At 45.3% G+C, this 14,971-nt stretch carries 11 protein-coding genes; 3 read left to right on the top strand and 8 right to left on the bottom strand.

What is annotated here, in order from left to right; genetic code table 11:
* Positions 1-381: 381 nt before the first annotated feature.
* On the bottom strand, positions 382-1,248 hold the full coding sequence (hexR, locus tag LG368_RS03575) for a transcriptional regulator HexR (RefSeq protein WP_226753358.1): 867 nt from the start codon (positions 1,246-1,248) through the stop codon (positions 382-384).
* An 89-nt stretch (positions 1,249-1,337) separates the two neighbouring features.
* On the opposite strand from hexR, the gene LG368_RS03570 reads away from it, so the two are divergent.
* Both LG368_RS03570 and ung read left to right on the top strand, forming a co-directional pair.
* Entirely contained in the window at positions 1,338-2,279 is a 942-nt protein-coding gene (locus tag LG368_RS03570) for a phosphotransferase (RefSeq protein WP_226753357.1), read from the top strand.
* 64 nt (positions 2,280-2,343) lie between these two features.
* A complete protein-coding gene (gene ung / locus LG368_RS03565; RefSeq protein ID WP_338086295.1) occupies positions 2,344-3,168 on the top strand; it encodes a uracil-DNA glycosylase in 825 nt (274 codons plus the stop codon).
* A gap of 39 nt (positions 3,169-3,207) precedes the next feature.
* Here ung and LG368_RS03560 read toward each other — a convergent pair whose 3' ends face one another.
* The 4 genes from LG368_RS03560 to LG368_RS03545 form a co-directional block, all read right to left on the bottom strand.
* The gene (locus tag LG368_RS03560; RefSeq protein WP_226753356.1) at positions 3,208-4,227 is read right to left on the bottom strand and encodes a PDDEXK nuclease domain-containing protein; all 1,020 of its coding nucleotides are present in this window, start codon (positions 4,225-4,227) and stop codon (positions 3,208-3,210) included.
* 41 nt (positions 4,228-4,268) lie between these two features.
* On the bottom strand, positions 4,269-5,189 hold the full coding sequence (gene ygfZ / locus LG368_RS03555) for a CAF17-like 4Fe-4S cluster assembly/insertion protein YgfZ (protein ID WP_226753355.1): 921 nt from the start codon (positions 5,187-5,189) through the stop codon (positions 4,269-4,271).
* A 152-nt stretch (positions 5,190-5,341) separates the two neighbouring features.
* Positions 5,342-6,346 carry a response regulator gene (locus LG368_RS03550; RefSeq protein WP_226753354.1) on the bottom strand — a complete coding sequence of 335 codons (1,005 nt, stop codon included), beginning with the start codon at positions 6,344-6,346 and terminating at the stop codon, positions 5,342-5,344.
* Complete coding sequence (locus tag LG368_RS03545) at positions 6,343-9,729, bottom strand: MHYT domain-containing protein (protein WP_226753353.1); 3,387 nt, start codon at positions 9,727-9,729, stop codon at positions 6,343-6,345. The genes LG368_RS03550 and LG368_RS03545 overlap by 4 nt, the downstream gene beginning before the upstream one ends.
* 178 nt (positions 9,730-9,907) lie before the next feature.
* On the opposite strand from LG368_RS03545, the gene xylB reads away from it, so the two are divergent.
* Positions 9,908-11,404, top strand: a complete 1,497-nt coding sequence (gene xylB, locus LG368_RS03540) for a xylulokinase (protein ID WP_226753352.1) — start codon at positions 9,908-9,910, stop codon at positions 11,402-11,404.
* Here the strand turns inward: xylB and LG368_RS03535 are convergent.
* From LG368_RS03535 to LG368_RS03525, 3 genes are all read right to left on the bottom strand, one after another.
* Complete coding sequence (locus LG368_RS03535; RefSeq protein ID WP_226753351.1) at positions 11,401-12,288, bottom strand: AraC family transcriptional regulator; 888 nt, start codon at positions 12,286-12,288, stop codon at positions 11,401-11,403. The two genes, xylB and LG368_RS03535, sit on opposite strands and share 4 nt — an antisense overlap.
* 147 nt (positions 12,289-12,435) lie before the next feature.
* On the bottom strand, positions 12,436-13,866 hold the full coding sequence (locus LG368_RS03530) for a mannitol dehydrogenase family protein (protein WP_226753350.1): 1,431 nt from the start codon (positions 13,864-13,866) through the stop codon (positions 12,436-12,438).
* A gap of 1 nt (position 13,867) precedes the next feature.
* On the bottom strand, positions 13,868-14,962 hold the full coding sequence (locus LG368_RS03525; RefSeq protein ID WP_226753349.1) for an ABC transporter ATP-binding protein: 1,095 nt from the start codon (positions 14,960-14,962) through the stop codon (positions 13,868-13,870).
* Between the last annotated feature and the right edge of the window lie 9 nt (positions 14,963-14,971).

Genomic DNA, 14,971 nt, shown 5'->3' with positions numbered 1-14,971 from the left:
TGGAGTTTTGATGAATGAAACAACCCTAAATAAACGAGGTTGTTTGTCAGTCTCTTTGCGGATGCTGACTGAAAAGAAAGAGTTATATTTTTTCTACCATACAAATAAAAAGCCGTTCATTTATGAACGGTCATGGTCAATGTCATAGTAAATAGATGTAAAGCATATTGATAATCGGTAAAGATAATGAATCTCGTTTACATAAAATTCAATACTTAAAACGATTTTAAGTGGCTAAGAAGGGATAATCTTGTAATAAACTCTGACAAAGTTGCAAAAAACTCTGACTTTATCGTCAAGATCGTCGTTTAAAGAAAAAATATCAGACTATGTGTAAAGACATTTGAAAAAGGCACAAATTTTGTGCCTTTTCGTTTACCGTTATTTCTTATCTGCTTTGGGTAAACGTGTGTCTCGTACGCTCTGTTTGAGCTTTTTGAGATGGGCGTTAAATTCTGGCCCACGTTTAAGCAGTACGCCAGTCGCTAAGGCGTCGATCAATGTTAAATACACGATGCGCGAACTCATGGGCGTATAAATATCGGTATCTTCGGTTTCTTCTATCGGCAAAATAATAGAACAGTGCTCAGTGAGTGGCGAGTCTGGGTTAGTGATGCCAATCACAGTGGCGCCAGCTTCACGGGCAACACGAGCGGTTTCAATTAAAGGAAGAGTACGACCGGTGTAAGAAATAATTACCACCGCATCACCTGGGTGTGTGCCTGCCGCGGCCATACGTTGCACCAATATGTCAGTGTAAGCGACAACCGGCATATTGAGACGGAAAAACTTATGATGTGCGTCTTTTGCCACGGGGCCAGAAGCCCCTAGGCCATAAAATTCAATACGGCGTGCCTGCGCTAAGACGTCAACAGCACGACTAATAAGTGACTCCGGCAAAATATCTTGGGCACGGGTCAGATTGTTTTTCGCTGCTTCAAAAATTTTGGCGGTGACAGCACCTGGTGCATCATCCGGTTCAACATTTAAATTGACGTATGGTGTGCCGGTGGCAAGGCTCTGTGCAAGAGAAACCTTAAAATCGGGGAAGCCACTGCCGATTAAGCTGCGACAAAACCGATTAACGGTTGGCTCACTGACTTCCGCTCGGGCGGCCAGCTTGGCAATGCTCGAATGAATGGTGGTTTTAGGATCAGCAAGAATCGCTTCCGCTACTTTGCGCTCGGATTTACTGAGGGTGCTTAGGCGCTCTTGTATTTTGCGAATAATGTCTTCGTGTTTATTCATGTATCTGCTTCAAAGTTGACTATTGACTCGAATGATTCTGTTGTTCATTCTGACAGCCACTTACAATTCTGGCAATAAAATGATGAAAAATGACAACATTATCTGACTGTTTGACTGAGATTGCCGTTATTTTTCCCGAAATGACTGACCCTGACACCAAGGTTGAAGCGATTCCGTTGACGGATGGCTTCTCAAATCGTGTGTATTTGATCTGTTGGCGTGGTGTCTCTCGTTTAGTATTACGTATACCAGGCACAGAAGAGACCATTTTTTACATTGATCGGGCGGTTGAACGCATTATTTTGCGTCATGCTGTTTCTGCTGGGTTATCGCCGGATGTCGTATGGTATAACGCATCTGGCTGCATGGCTTCTCGCTTTGTTCCTCAGCCGTCATTAGCCTGGACGGTTCGTCATAACGATAATGCCATCAGGCGTATTGCCAGCATACTGAAACAGGTGCATGCCTTACCCGCGAAGGGGCGTTATTATTCAGTGTTTGAGGTGATCCAACAGTACTTAAATTCTATTGCAAATCGGCTGAGCGGTGCGCGGTTCATAAACGATGAAGCCCATCTTGAAAGTCGTCTTACATTACAGAAAGAATATGACTATCTTGTATTAATTTTTCACCAGCTTCGTGCTCCTGAGCAACTTTTGCCCAGGGTGCTGTGTCATAACGACATAAATCCTAAAAATTTATTGATGGATGATGCGGATTTATGGGTAATTGATTGGGAGTACGCAGGAATAGGGGACCCTTTATTTGACCTAGCGGTGGTTGCTCGTTCCCATAATCTTGATACAGACCAACAAAAGCACCTACTTTATGCGTATGACGAATCGCTTTTCGACCGTGTTTCACAGAAGAGAATAAAAGAAGCCATGCAAATCTATATGTGCGCCTATGGGGTTCGTGAAATGGTCTGGATGTTACTAAAGTACATGACCACATCAGATCAAACTTTTTGGATGGCGTATCAAGATTTTAAGTGTTCGGCGCGGCTAAACCCTTTTTACGATTCTCTTTAAATTAACCGTTACTACTTTTTAAATTAACCGTTATTACTCTTTAAAAGGCAAGAAAGGTAGCTACATGCAGATGGCTAAAGATTGGGCACAGTATTTGTCCGGTGAGTTTGATAAAGACTATATGAAGGCCTTGATGACATTTTTGGCCACAGAAAAACAAACCAAAACGCTTTACCCACCAGAGCCAGATTATTTTGCGGCCTTAGACGCCACCCCCTTCGATCAGGTAAAAGTGGTGATATTGGGTCAAGACCCGTATCACGGCGAAGGGCAAGCACATGGTTTGGCTTTTTCGGTGAAACCGGGCATTAAAGTGCCGCCTTCTTTGGTCAATATCTATAAAGAACTAGAAGCCGATGTGGGCACGATAGCGCCTCAACATGGCTATTTACAGGCTTGGGCTGAGCAGGGTGTGTTATTGCTAAACAGTGTGCTGACGGTAGAGGCTCATAAGGCTGGATCACATCAAAACAAGGGTTGGGAGCCCTTTACCGACAGGATTATTGAGGTGATCAACCAAGAGCACCAAGGCGTGGTGTTTTTGTTATGGGGGGGCTACGCCCAGAAAAAAGGCCGTCGCATTGATCGCAACAAACATTGTGTGTTGGAAAGTGTGCACCCTTCGCCTTTGTCTGCTTATCGAGGCTTCTTTGGGTGTCAGCATTTCTCAAAAGCCAACGCGTACTTGTTGTCGCAAAATAAGTCGCCCATAAATTGGACGCTTCCAACGGTTGAGCAGGCTCGATCACTTGAGAAAAATCGATTACTTGCGCAAACGATTCCGTTTAAAGACGCTGTGTTGTTTAAGGAAGCGATACAGCCTAACGAAACGACACAAGCCAACGAAGATACACAACCGCTAGAAGGGCAAATTCCTTTACCCTTCTAGCGGCGAGAGGTGGCGGGTGGTGATGTCTAGATGAGTTTGTTATTCATCATGGCTCTGCTCTATCAGAGTTGCTTCGACTTCTCGGCGTAGCTCTTCTTCGTTGGGGAGATACAGTTGGTATTTTTGTACAAACAAATTTGTGTCCATACCGTAGGTGGCGTATTCAACCAGCAGTTCGTCTTTGTCTTTGCTTAAAATAATGCCAATGGGTGGGTTGTCGCTTTCGATGTTTTCCTCTGCAGCAAAATAGCCCATGTACATATTCATTTGGCCAATATCGTGGTGTTTCACATCGTTTATTTTAAGATCAATCAAAACAAAGCAGTGTAAAATGCGATGGTAAAAAACGAGGTCGACTTTGTAATAGGTGTTGTTTAGCGTGATGCGGTATTGGCGACCAACAAAGGTAAAACCTTTTCCTAGTTCTAGCAGAAATTGCTCTAGGTGCTGGCATAGTGCATCTTCTAGATCTTTTTCACTGTAGTGTTGTTTTTCTGGTAATCCCAAGAATTCAAATACATAGCTGTCGCGTTGTACATCTTCTGGTTTGTTAACTAGTGCCTGCTGCGTGGCAAGGGCTAATACTTGCTCTTTGTCTTTGGATGCCGCTAGGCGCAAAAACAAGCCGCTGTCTTTTTGTCGCTTTAACTCCCGAATACTCCAGTTGGCACTGATACATTGCTGGGTATAAAAAGACCGCTCTGTTACGTTGTCTATTTTCAATAGCTCAACATGATGGGACCAGCTCAAATTGTGCGACACTGTCGCATAATTTGAGTTCTGTATATAAAACTGACGAAAACGTTGCAAGTTGCTGATACTGAAACCTTTGCCATGTTTTAACTTTAGGTCTGCACTGAGCTGTTTTAGAAGCTGCTTTCCGTAAGCTGCTTGTGCTTTACCCTTTTGCTCGTATTCAACAATATGCTGGCCTATTTGCCAGTAGGTGAATACTAACCCTGCATTAATAGCGCTGACCGTTTTTTGCTGTCCTTCACGAAATGCAGTTGAAATGGTGTCAACCAACTCATGGTATTGGTGATCGGTAGGGTTACTCATCTCCGAGTTCCTTCAAGTTCAATCCGCTCACCATTGCTTGGTTAATTGCGGGTAGTTTTTGTCTCTAATGAATAGGGCAGGGGCAACTGTTGGACCAGGGTGTTATCCAAGGTTAACGGTGTCGTGTCGCTGGCGTCGATATTGAGAATAACCTGCGCCATCTGCTGGCCTTGTACACTGCCATGATCGAAAACTTGACCGATGCTTTTACCTTCTTCATTGCAAAGTGCCTGGCTGATATCAAGTTCCCCTTCCCATGTGATTAAGGCCAAATGTTTGGGGGATTTGCCGCGGTATTGCATGCGTGCAACGATTTCTTGCCCTGTGTAACAACCCTTCGTAAAACTGATACCATGATTGGCCTGCATATTGAGCCATTGCGGTAACAGTTGTTCGCTGTGTTTGAGTTGAATAAGGGGGCGTGCCGTCAAAAGTGCGATGTCTGCCAGTTCTGGGTGTTGTTCTATCATGCTTGTATCTGAGTGGCTGACAAGGTGCCATTGCTCAGTGAAGGGTTGATGGCAAAGGGTGACAACGATGCCCGTCTCGTCCTGTTGTGTCGATAAAGTAGCGCCTTGCTCTGCTGTTTCTGAAGGTGAAGAAGACATTTGGCGGTAAAACGTAAACTCTTCACTGGCGTCGTTTAATTGAGCTTTGAAGAAAACGGCGTATTTTTTTAGATGAGACAGTGTTTTTTCAACTAAGTCAGCAGACAGCAACATGAGTACGTCGTCAGCGTGTTGCACCAAGACAAAATTGCTGATGATTCGGCCTTTGACACTGCAAATAGCACCGTATAAACCGGCTTCTGTTGTCAACGTATTCAGATCACAGGTCATTTGTCCCTGCAAGAATTTTTTGCCATCGTCTCCAGCAATACGAATAACCCCAAGGTTCGTTTGCTTTGTGACAACGGTTTTATCTTGCAGTATTGAATTAACAAAGCGATGTAGTGCGCTCACAGAATCATTCCTACTGTCTCCCATAACACTCTCCAAACATTCATGACGTAAACAAGGTTACCTTAACAGTAGGGCTGTTTTTTGTCTTTTCAATGCTTGATATACGTCAGTCTGCCATAAAAAAGTAGGGCAAGGGTTATAAGGGCATTGCGCTATGTTGTTTCCTCTGCAAACAGGCGTTTGATTTCTAGAATCTTTGGCAACTCTTGTTCCAAAATAGGAATAAGGGCGGGATCAAAATGTTTGCCACTCTGTTCCTTGATGAAATTAACGGCTTCTTCGACCGACCAAGCGCGCTTATATGGACGCTCGCTGGTAAGCGCATCAAACACATCAACCAAGGCAACAATACGGCCTTCGATGGGGATGTCCTCGCCAGCTAATCCATTCGGATAGCCGCTGCCGTCCCACTTTTCATGGTGAGTAATGGCAACAGAATGAGCAAGTTCAATTAAATAGGAGCTGGGGTTAGACAGTATTTCAGCCCCGATTTGGGCATGTGTCTTCATAATATCGTATTCGTCGGCGGTTAATTTGCCGGGTTTCAGTAAGATGCTGTCGGCAATACCGATTTTACCGATGTCGTGCATAGGCGCAGCCATCATTAAATCGTCTGCTGATTCATCACAAAAACCGTATGCTTTCGCGATGATACGGGCATATCGACTCATGCGTTGTACGTGCATGCCGGTTTCGTTGTCTTTGTACTCTGCGGCGCGCCCTAATCGGTCGATCAGGTCAATATGCGTATTGAGCAACTCGTCAGCTCGAATTAAAGATAGATGGTTTTTGACTCGTGCCAACACGATAGCGGGAACGACAGGTTTGCTGATGTAGTCAACGGCACCGATGTCAAAACCGCGCTCTTCATCCACACTGTCTTTTAAGGCAGTGACAAAAATGACTGGAATGTGTGCGGTTTTGGGGTTGCTTTTGAGCTGTTCACACACTTCTAATCCTGTCATGTCTGGCATCATAATATCGAGCAGAATAAGATCAACGGTCTCTTTTTCCACCAGTTTAAGAGCATCTTGGCCAGAGCGTGCGAACGAAAGTCGGTAGCGCGCTGGCTGTAGTACTTGTCTCAATACTCGTAGGTTAGATGGTTCATCATCTACGAGCAAAATTCGTGGGGCGGGTTTACTACCAATTCTCACTGAGTACCCTCTTGCGTGATGGTTGTTTTTAACTGGTTAAGGAGTTCGACGGCATTGTTGAAGTCAAAATCTGCCATGGCATTGCTGGCATCAATGGCTTGGCATTTAAGGTGCTTAGGAATATTCTGAATGAGTAGTTCACTGTTGTCATCGTCTAATTCACCAAAACTGGCGATATCAATCAAGGTATCCAGTAATGTGAGTAACTCAGGTTGAGAGAGTGTGGCTGCTTGGCTCTCAACCTGATCTGTTGTGTCTGTCACACGTTGCTCTTTTAACGTCTGAAGCTCTTCATTAAAAGCGGTTAACAAATCACTCAGTATGTTGAGACACTTGAGACACAGGGCGGCATCCTCTTTTTGAGCCGCTTGTTCGATATGCAACATTTCGTTCGCAATAGGAATAAGAGCAAGGTTCCCTGATGTGCCTTTCACACCGTGCGCCAATAAACGTATAGACGTAAACGCGCGCTCTTCAATATAGCCATGCAATTTGCTGATTAGGTCTTGATTGCTGTTGGCAAAGTAATTGAGTTCTTCCAAATAAATATCCGCATCTCCCCACAAAGTAAGCCCTTTGCTGGCATGAATCTGGTGATTTCTATGGGATGTCCCTTGATGGGGAGCCAACATGTTTTTCTGAACGACAATAGGCGATTCATCGAGCACTCTGGCCATTTCGGAGATTAGATTCGCCATTTCTATGGGTTTATTGGCAAAACCATCCATACCCGCTCTTTGTGCATCCAGCTTGTCTTCTGTTAACACATTGGCTGTCAATGCGATCACCGGGGTGCGTGTAAGCTGGTGTTCTTTTTCATAACTACGAATAATTTGTGTAGCGGTCAGGCCATCCATATTGGGCATTTGAATGTCCATCAGAATGATATCAGGCTGCATGGTTTTAAATTGTTTAATGGCTTCGTGTCCGTCTTTTGCTAAAACAATTTCATGTCCCTGTTTTCCGAGTAACAAAGAGAGTAAGGTCAAGTTTTGTTCAAGGTCGTCTGCTAATAGAATGCGTTTTGGCGTAAGGCTAAGCTCCTGTGACGTATGATCGTCCGGAAGAAGCGATGACTCTTTTAAAGGCAAACTAAAGCTAAAGCAACTGCCGACATCCTCTTGACTACTGACGGAAATATCGCCTCCCATCAAGTTGACAAGCTGCTTGGAAATACTGGTGCCCAGCCCTGTGCCTCCAAATCGTCGACTCATAGAAGCGTCAGCTTGAATGAAAGGGTCGAAGACGCTGTCGAGACGATCAGTGGGAATGCCAATACCAGTATCTTCCACGACGAAACGAATATGATTATTTGGCAGACGTGAAACCGTTAGGGTGATACTGCCTTTCTCGGTAAATTTAATGGCATTACCGATCAAGTTCATCAATACCTGACGGATACGATCTTCCGCCCCGAGGTACACATTCGCCATCATGGGTTGGATGGAAAAACTCAATTCCAGCCCCTTGCTTTTTGCCTGTAACCACAACGTGGAAATAACGCTATCGACCAGCGTTTCAAGGGAAAATACACGCTCTTCTAGCTCAAGTTTATTTTTCTCCAGTTTGGCGCTGTCTAAAATGTCATTCAGAAGATGCAACAAGGAACGTGCAGATTTACTGATAGTGGCGAGATGCTTTTTGCTCTCGTTCGGTACATCGGAGTCCAGCAAAATATCGGAAAAACCAATAATCGCGTTCATAGGGGTGCGTATCTCATGGCTCATATTGGCGAGGAAAGACGCTTTTGTTTCGGCAGAAGCCTCTGCGATGACTTTGGCCTTACGCAATTCTTCTTCCATTTCAACACGCTGAGAAATATCAAGAATGACACCGTCTATCCATTCTGGCTGATTATCTTCGTTGTAAACCACGGTGCCATTTTCGAGTACCCACACATAATGACCGTTTTTGTGTTTCAGTCGGTATTCAATGGTGTAGCTTTTACGCTCTTTAATGACGTGGCTAATGTGCTGAGAAATTCGTTCATCGTCTTCGGGGTGAATTAAGTCGGCTAATGAAATACTGTCGTCGTAGAATTCACTGACACACCATCCCGCTAATGATTGGATAGCCTCACTAACAAACACCGTGTTCCAGTGCTCGTTGATTAAACAACGAAAGGAGGCCCCGGGGATATTTTTGATAAGAGAGCTGTATTGCTTCTCACGCTTTATAAGTGTCTCTTCCAGTGACCTTCTTTCAGAAATATCGGTAATAAAGCCAACAAAAAGCGTTTCAGTACCAAGTACCTCAACGCGACCAATGGCGATTCGAACAGGAAAGATACGACCACTTTTATGCACTGCGCACGCTTCACGTTCTGTGCCAGCCATGGTGCTTTCACCGGTATCAAAATACAGCTTCATGGAAGCTTTAAAGGCTTGGTTATCAGCATCCGTAAAGAGTTTGTCAAAGGGTTGGTAAAGAATCTCGGCTTCCTGCCAGCCAAAAATATTGGCTGCGGCTTTATTGTACTCTGTCACTTGCCCTTTGCTGTCCACCGTGACGACACCATCTACAGCGGTATCAAGAGTGGTTTTTAGGCGGACTTCGCTGCAACTTTTCTCGATTAGAAGTTGGCGGTAACGTAATTGTGATGCAATCGTTGCTGCTAATAAAAACAGCATGATGGTGATAACGGAGACAACCGTGATAAGAAACGAGCTAGATTGCTCTAAGCCACCATCAACATTATGCATATGATATAAACGGGTATCATGGGTGACAACAAAACGTGCTCCTGCCATTCCCATATAGTGCATACCTGCAATGGCTAACCCCATAATGAGCGCGCTGATGCTGTTGCACCATAAAAGGTTTAAGTGCTTACATAGACGACTGACATAATAGTGAGTAGACAAAGCAATAAACGCCAAAACAACGGCGGTTAAAATAGAAGCGGTGAACCAAAAGGGGTCGTATTTAAGGCTGACCTTCATTTCCATTGCTTCCATGCCAATGTAATGCATGGTGCCAATTCCTAACCCTACTAGGATACCGTTTGTAATTTGTTGCCAAAGCGTTAGGTGTTTGCGTATCAGTCGTTTTAACGTGATGTAGGAGGCAAAAACGCTAGGCAAAATGGAGAGCAGCGTTAAAAAGGGGTCGTAGTTAACGCCGTGGCCCATGTCAAACGCCATCATTCCGACAAAATGCATGCTCCATATGCCCGTTGCCATAATGAAAGCCCCAGAAACAAGGGCAACGGTTTTGTATGTATTCACCACTATTTTTTCTGCGATAGCGGCAAAGTGTAAGGCGAAAAAAGACGCTGCGCTGGCAAGAATAATCGAAAGGGCAACCAGTGGGTAATTATACTCCCCCATAATTAATGTGGTGGAGTCGGTGTGCATGATGAAAAAATCGTTTAAAAAAGACATGAATGTTAAACTGCTATCAGTAAAAAGTAAGAGGCTATCTGTGGCATCCGTTACAAAAGCACCATCAATCACCGTTTATAAAGCATCCTTATTATGAAACGATTATTTCTATAGCAAATAGGATGCCACAGAAAAATGAATAAAATAACCACTTTTCCTTTAGTAAATGAGTAATCAGATGTATTTAGGGCTTGATCTTGGCACTTCGGGTTTAAAAGGCGTTGTTATTGATGATAATGGCGTAGTTTTAGCACAAGAATCGGTATCTTTAACGGTTCAGTCTCCTCATCCTACTTGGTCTGAGCAAGACCCATTATCTTGGTGGCAGGCTTGCCTTGAGGTAATGGCGCAGCTGCAGGAGCGTCTTGATTTGGGTAAGTTAAAGGCCATTGGCTTATCTGGGCAAATGCACGGTGCGACCTTATTAAACCAGCAAGGCGACGTTTTACGTCCTTGTATTCTATGGAATGACGGGCGCAGTCAAACGCAATGTTATGCGCTTATGGCAGAGTCACCGGACAGTATTGAACGCTCGGGCAATCTTGTTATGGCCGGTTTTACGGCCCCAAAGATCCGCTGGGTAGAAGAAAATGAGCCAGAGATTTTTCAACAGCTTGCGTATGTTTTATTGCCAAAAGATTACTTGGCATACCGCTTAACAGGGCACATGTCGACGGACTGTTCAGACGCTTCAGGCACCCTATGGTTAAACCCCGCAACGCGTCAATGGGATGCTGACTTATTGGCAACAACCGGCTTAACCCTTGCCAATATGCCCACAGTCCATGAAGGGTGTGATGTAGTGGGGGTGCTTTCAAAGGAGTTGGCTGAGCAATGGGAGATTGCCCAGTTGCCTGTTGTCGCGGGTGGCGGCGACAATGCGGCGGGCGCAGTCGGTATGGGCGTAATCAACCCAGGGGAGGGCTTTATTTCACTGGGTACCTCGGGGGTGTATTTTACCGTCAGTGAAGCGCATCGAGCCAACCCTGACAATACCGTCCATGCTTTTTGTCATGCTTTACCGGATCGTTGGCATCAGATGGGCGTCACCTTAAGCGCCGCCAATTCGTTGGCATGGTTGGCCAAGCTGGTGGGAAAAAGTGTTGCAGAGCTTCTGGATGCGCTAGAAGACAGCGACATGGTGCGTACCAACGTCATTTTCTTACCCTATCTAAATGGGGAGCGAACGCCTCATAATGATCCACTGGCTAACGGACAGTTTATCGGGCTGGACAATCAGACCTCATTGGAATCCTTGACCTTAGCGGTGTTAGAAGGGGTCGCGTTCTCCCTGTTGGATTGTCAAAATGCACTGAGTAGCGCAGGCAGTTCAGCCGAGAGTTTATCCCTTATTGGCGGCGGTGCGCGGTCGGGTATGTGGCGTCAGATCATTGCCAATGTGTTGGGTAAACGGATTATTTATCGCGATGGTGGTGATGTTGGGCCAGGGCTGGGTGCCGCTCGATTGGCTTTGTTGGGTGAACAGCGTCGTTTAGGCGGCGAGTTAGAAGCGTTAATTGCTCAATATTGTGTTATGCCTGATGTATTAGAAGAGCATGTGCCGGCGCTAGAGACACAAGCCTACTATCAAGAAAAGTACGCCTTGTATCAAGAGGTGTATCAGTCTACGAAGACGCTCAATGGCCGACTGTCGACGCTGGCGTCTTCTATTTAAATAACACCTTCAACACGAATGTGACTCTGCGTGCGAAAATCGCGTGGCGTCACGCCTTTCAATTCATGGAAGCGGCGATTGAAATTGGCAACGTTGTTGAAACCCACTTGAAAACAAATGGTTGCGATCTGCTGGTCGGTTTCGGTGAGCAGACTGCAAGCTCGACTGATACGAACACGATTTACAAACTCAATAAAGCGGTTCCCAGTGGCCTTTTTGAAGAAGCGTGAAAAGTGACTGTCTGACATGCCAATCAGCCCCGCGACACTGGAAAGTGTGATGTCTTGACTGTAGTTTTGCGACACATAATCCACAACAGTGTTTATTTTGCGTTGCAAAGTTTCATTGGATTTCATGTCAATCTGTACGGTCGACAGCAAACGGTAATCTTGACTTTGAGCCAACTTCTGCAATAAGGGTAAAGATAAGATTAACCGAGACAATCCACTAGAATCACGTACCTTCTGGAACATGTTTTTTAGGTAATCGTGCTCCAAACCAAAGAATTCAATGCCATATTTTGCGCGCGCCAGTAAGGGGAGTATTTCGGCGAGTTCAGGGATAATTTTCATGCCATTGGAAAAAGACTCATGGTCAAAACGGATAACCATGTCTCTGACTTCCACTTCTTCTTTGTCATCTTGGCAAATCCAATTATGGGGAAGGCGAGGCCCTGTTAAGATGAGCTGACCCGCAGAATAATTGCCAATGTAATCACCGACAAACACCTTACCCGATGTCTTAACAATAAAGTGCAGTTCATAATCGTCATGGGCATGCCAGCGCACAAGTTCACTTGGATGACCGTGTTCAAGGTAACGAATAGTTTCGTTATCCTGCACAATCTCGTATTCGGGGGTGATACGTTTAGCGGTAGTTGACATGGTTCTCTCGCTTAAGCGACTTGGCGAGTCTTGGCTATCGACTGCTTTATTAGTTCACTTCTTATTATTTGTTAATAAAAACAGACCCAAAAGATCAAGCAAAACCGGCATTGGGCATGTTTGATCTTTGGGTTAATTGAGCATTATTTAAGCATACTTTGCCATGGTTGTCTGAATCGCTTGGGTTAACTCTGTGACAAAATTGGGGAATTTTGCTGGCACGGTATCCCATAGAAAACGGTCGGTCGCAAAGGCCTGAATACCAGCTTCGTCATTGGTAAAAGGAGCAAGCGACGCCTGATTCGGTTCATGGTAAGGCGTACTGATCTTTCCTTGGTTCGACAAGTGCATAAAGACAAACCAGCTGGCGATGCCCTGAATGGTTTTATGAGGTGTACGACCTTTTAAGTAAGCGCCCTCTAATGTCGGGAAGACAAAAATAGGGAATTTAAAATAGCCATCCGTACAAATTCGCTCTACGGTATCCCCGATATTGGCGTTACTAAAACGCTGAGCAATGATCTCAAAATACGCCGGTAAATCCACCACAGACTCGCCAATGGCTGGGATCGAGTCTTGTGTGATGAAATCAGTGAAGTACTGTTTCAGTTCTTCATCACGCATGGCTTCGTCAAAGTAGGTTAGGCCTTTCAATGCGGCTTGGTAGGTTACACAGGTATGGCCTGCGTTCAAAATACGTATTTTTGCTTCTTCAAACGGCACCACATCGGCGACAAACTGCACACCCACTAAATCCAGAGGCGGTTTTTGTCCGGCGAAATTGTCTTCAATGACCCATTGGATAAAGTCTTCGCCCATGACCGTCATAGCATCGTCCACACCAAAACGAGCGCGCACATCGTCAACATGTTGTTGACTGGGTTTAGGGGTGATGCGGTCAACCATGGAGCAAGGGAAAGACGCATTCTCAACCAACCACTGTGCCAAAGCTGGGTCATTTTTGGCGGCAATAAATTGCATTAAGCCCGCTTTTAACAACTCACCGTTATGACGCAAATTATCGCAACACAGTAAGGTGATCTTTGCGTTTGATGTTTCACTGCGTTGCTTTAAGCCTGCATATAAAAAAGCGTACAGGGTGTTACGCGCCCCTTCTATGTCCGCCTTAATAGCTGGGTTATCGAGCATAAGTGTACGGTTTTCATCTAGGTAGTAACCACTTTCCGTTACCGTAGAGGTTACCAACTGAGTGCGAGCATCGGCCAAGGCGTTATCAACGTCTTGAGGGGCGTGGGCACCATCAATTTGCTTGACCAAGGAGCGAATGTGTTCATATTGCGTTGCGCCATCGGCCGCCATGGTTTTGAGAATATACTCACCATCTTGCTTAGCAAAACGTTCAAATGCTTGACTGTCTTGTGGGCGAATATTGACACCAATAATGCCCCAGTGTTGTTGGTTTTCTTGTGCTAATAAGCGATCAACATAGACCGCTTGGTGGGCGCGGTGAAATGCGCCGACACCAAGGTGAACAATGCCTGTTTGCACGTCGTTTTTGTTGTAAGCTTGAACGTTTAGCTGCTCGATGTGCGTAGAAGCCGTTAGAAAGTTGGCCATTTTATGCTTCCTCTGGAATAACAGAAATAACTTTGTTGTTGTCATCGAATAGGATGATTTCATCCACATCGACTTTAATATGAACTTCTTGGCCGTCTTTTAATTCAAGACGTGCCGCGGCTTTTACGATGATGGTTTGGTCGTTAAGCAGCTGAATATGGGCATAAGCTTCAGAGCCTAAATGCTCAACCAATTCAATGCGTCCGGTTAAATCACCACCTTCTTCCACTAGGCTTAAATGCTCAGGACGAATACCAACGATGGTCGAGTCGGGTTGTGTCCCTTTGATGCGTTTTGCCGGGAAATGAATAGTATGACCAAAGAGATCAAACACCAGTTCGTCTGCTTTGTGGGTAATTTTATCAGCCGGAATCAGGTTCATTTTTGGTGTGCCAATAAACTCGGCCACAAAGCGGCTATTTGGTTTACGGTACAGTTCAAGAGGCGTACCCACTTGCTCGATTTGCCCCGCGTTTAGGATGACCACACGGTCTGCCAAGGTCATGGCTTCTACTTGGTCGTGGGTCACGTAAATCATGGTGGTGCCCAGTTTTTTGTGTAGGCGAGCCAGCTCTAAACGCATTTGCACACGCAAGGCCGCATCGAGGTTAGACAAGGGTTCATCGAACAAGAAGACCTTTGGCTGGCGAACGATCGCACGACCAATGGCCACACGCTGACGCTGTCCTCCTGACAGTTCTTTTGGTTTACGTTCTAACAAGGCATCTAATTGTAAAGACGCAGAAACAGAACGGACTTTTTCTTGAATTTCGGCGTCGGATACTTTCGCAAGGCGCAAGGCAAAAGACAGGTTGTCGGCGACCGTCATATGCGGGTACAAGGCATAAGACTGAAACACCATTGCAAGGTCACGTTTGGAAGACGCCAGTTCAGTAATGTCTCGACCGTCTAGTTCAATGGTGCCACCGGTGCTGGACTCAAGGCCGGCAATGGTTCGCAATAGTGTGGATTTACCGCAACCAGAAGGCCCAACAAACACCACAAATTCCCCTTCTGTGATCGACAGGTTGATGCCGCGTAGCGCGTGGTAATTATCGTAGTGTTTTTGCAAATCAGTGATCGTTAAGTAAGACATAAAAAAGCT

Source organism: Marinomonas algarum (assembly GCF_020532605.1).
GTDB lineage: Bacteria > Pseudomonadota > Gammaproteobacteria > Pseudomonadales > Marinomonadaceae > Marinomonas > Marinomonas algarum.
Note: the sequence above shows the minus strand (reverse complement) of the source record. Positions and strands in the feature narration are given on the sequence as shown.

Excerpts from the sequence above, each read along its gene's own strand:
- LG368_RS03570 (WP_226753357.1), top strand. The coding sequence starts at position 1,338 with ATGACAACATTATCTGACTGTTTGACTGAGATTGCCGTTATTTTTCCC.
- LG368_RS03545 (WP_226753353.1), bottom strand. The coding sequence starts at position 9,729 with ATGTCTTTTTTAAACGATTTTTTCATCATGCACACCGACTCCACCACA.
- LG368_RS03525 (WP_226753349.1), bottom strand. The coding sequence starts at position 14,962 with ATGTCTTACTTAACGATCACTGATTTGCAAAAACACTACGATAATTAC.
- ung (WP_338086295.1), top strand. The coding sequence starts at position 2,344 with ATGCAGATGGCTAAAGATTGGGCACAGTATTTGTCCGGTGAGTTTGAT.
- xylB (WP_226753352.1), top strand. The coding sequence starts at position 9,908 with ATGTATTTAGGGCTTGATCTTGGCACTTCGGGTTTAAAAGGCGTTGTT.
- LG368_RS03530 (WP_226753350.1), bottom strand. The coding sequence starts at position 13,866 with ATGGCCAACTTTCTAACGGCTTCTACGCACATCGAGCAGCTAAACGTT.
- LG368_RS03535 (WP_226753351.1), bottom strand. The coding sequence starts at position 12,288 with ATGTCAACTACCGCTAAACGTATCACCCCCGAATACGAGATTGTGCAG.
- LG368_RS03560 (WP_226753356.1), bottom strand. The coding sequence starts at position 4,227 with ATGAGTAACCCTACCGATCACCAATACCATGAGTTGGTTGACACCATT.
- hexR (WP_226753358.1), bottom strand. The coding sequence starts at position 1,248 with ATGAATAAACACGAAGACATTATTCGCAAAATACAAGAGCGCCTAAGC.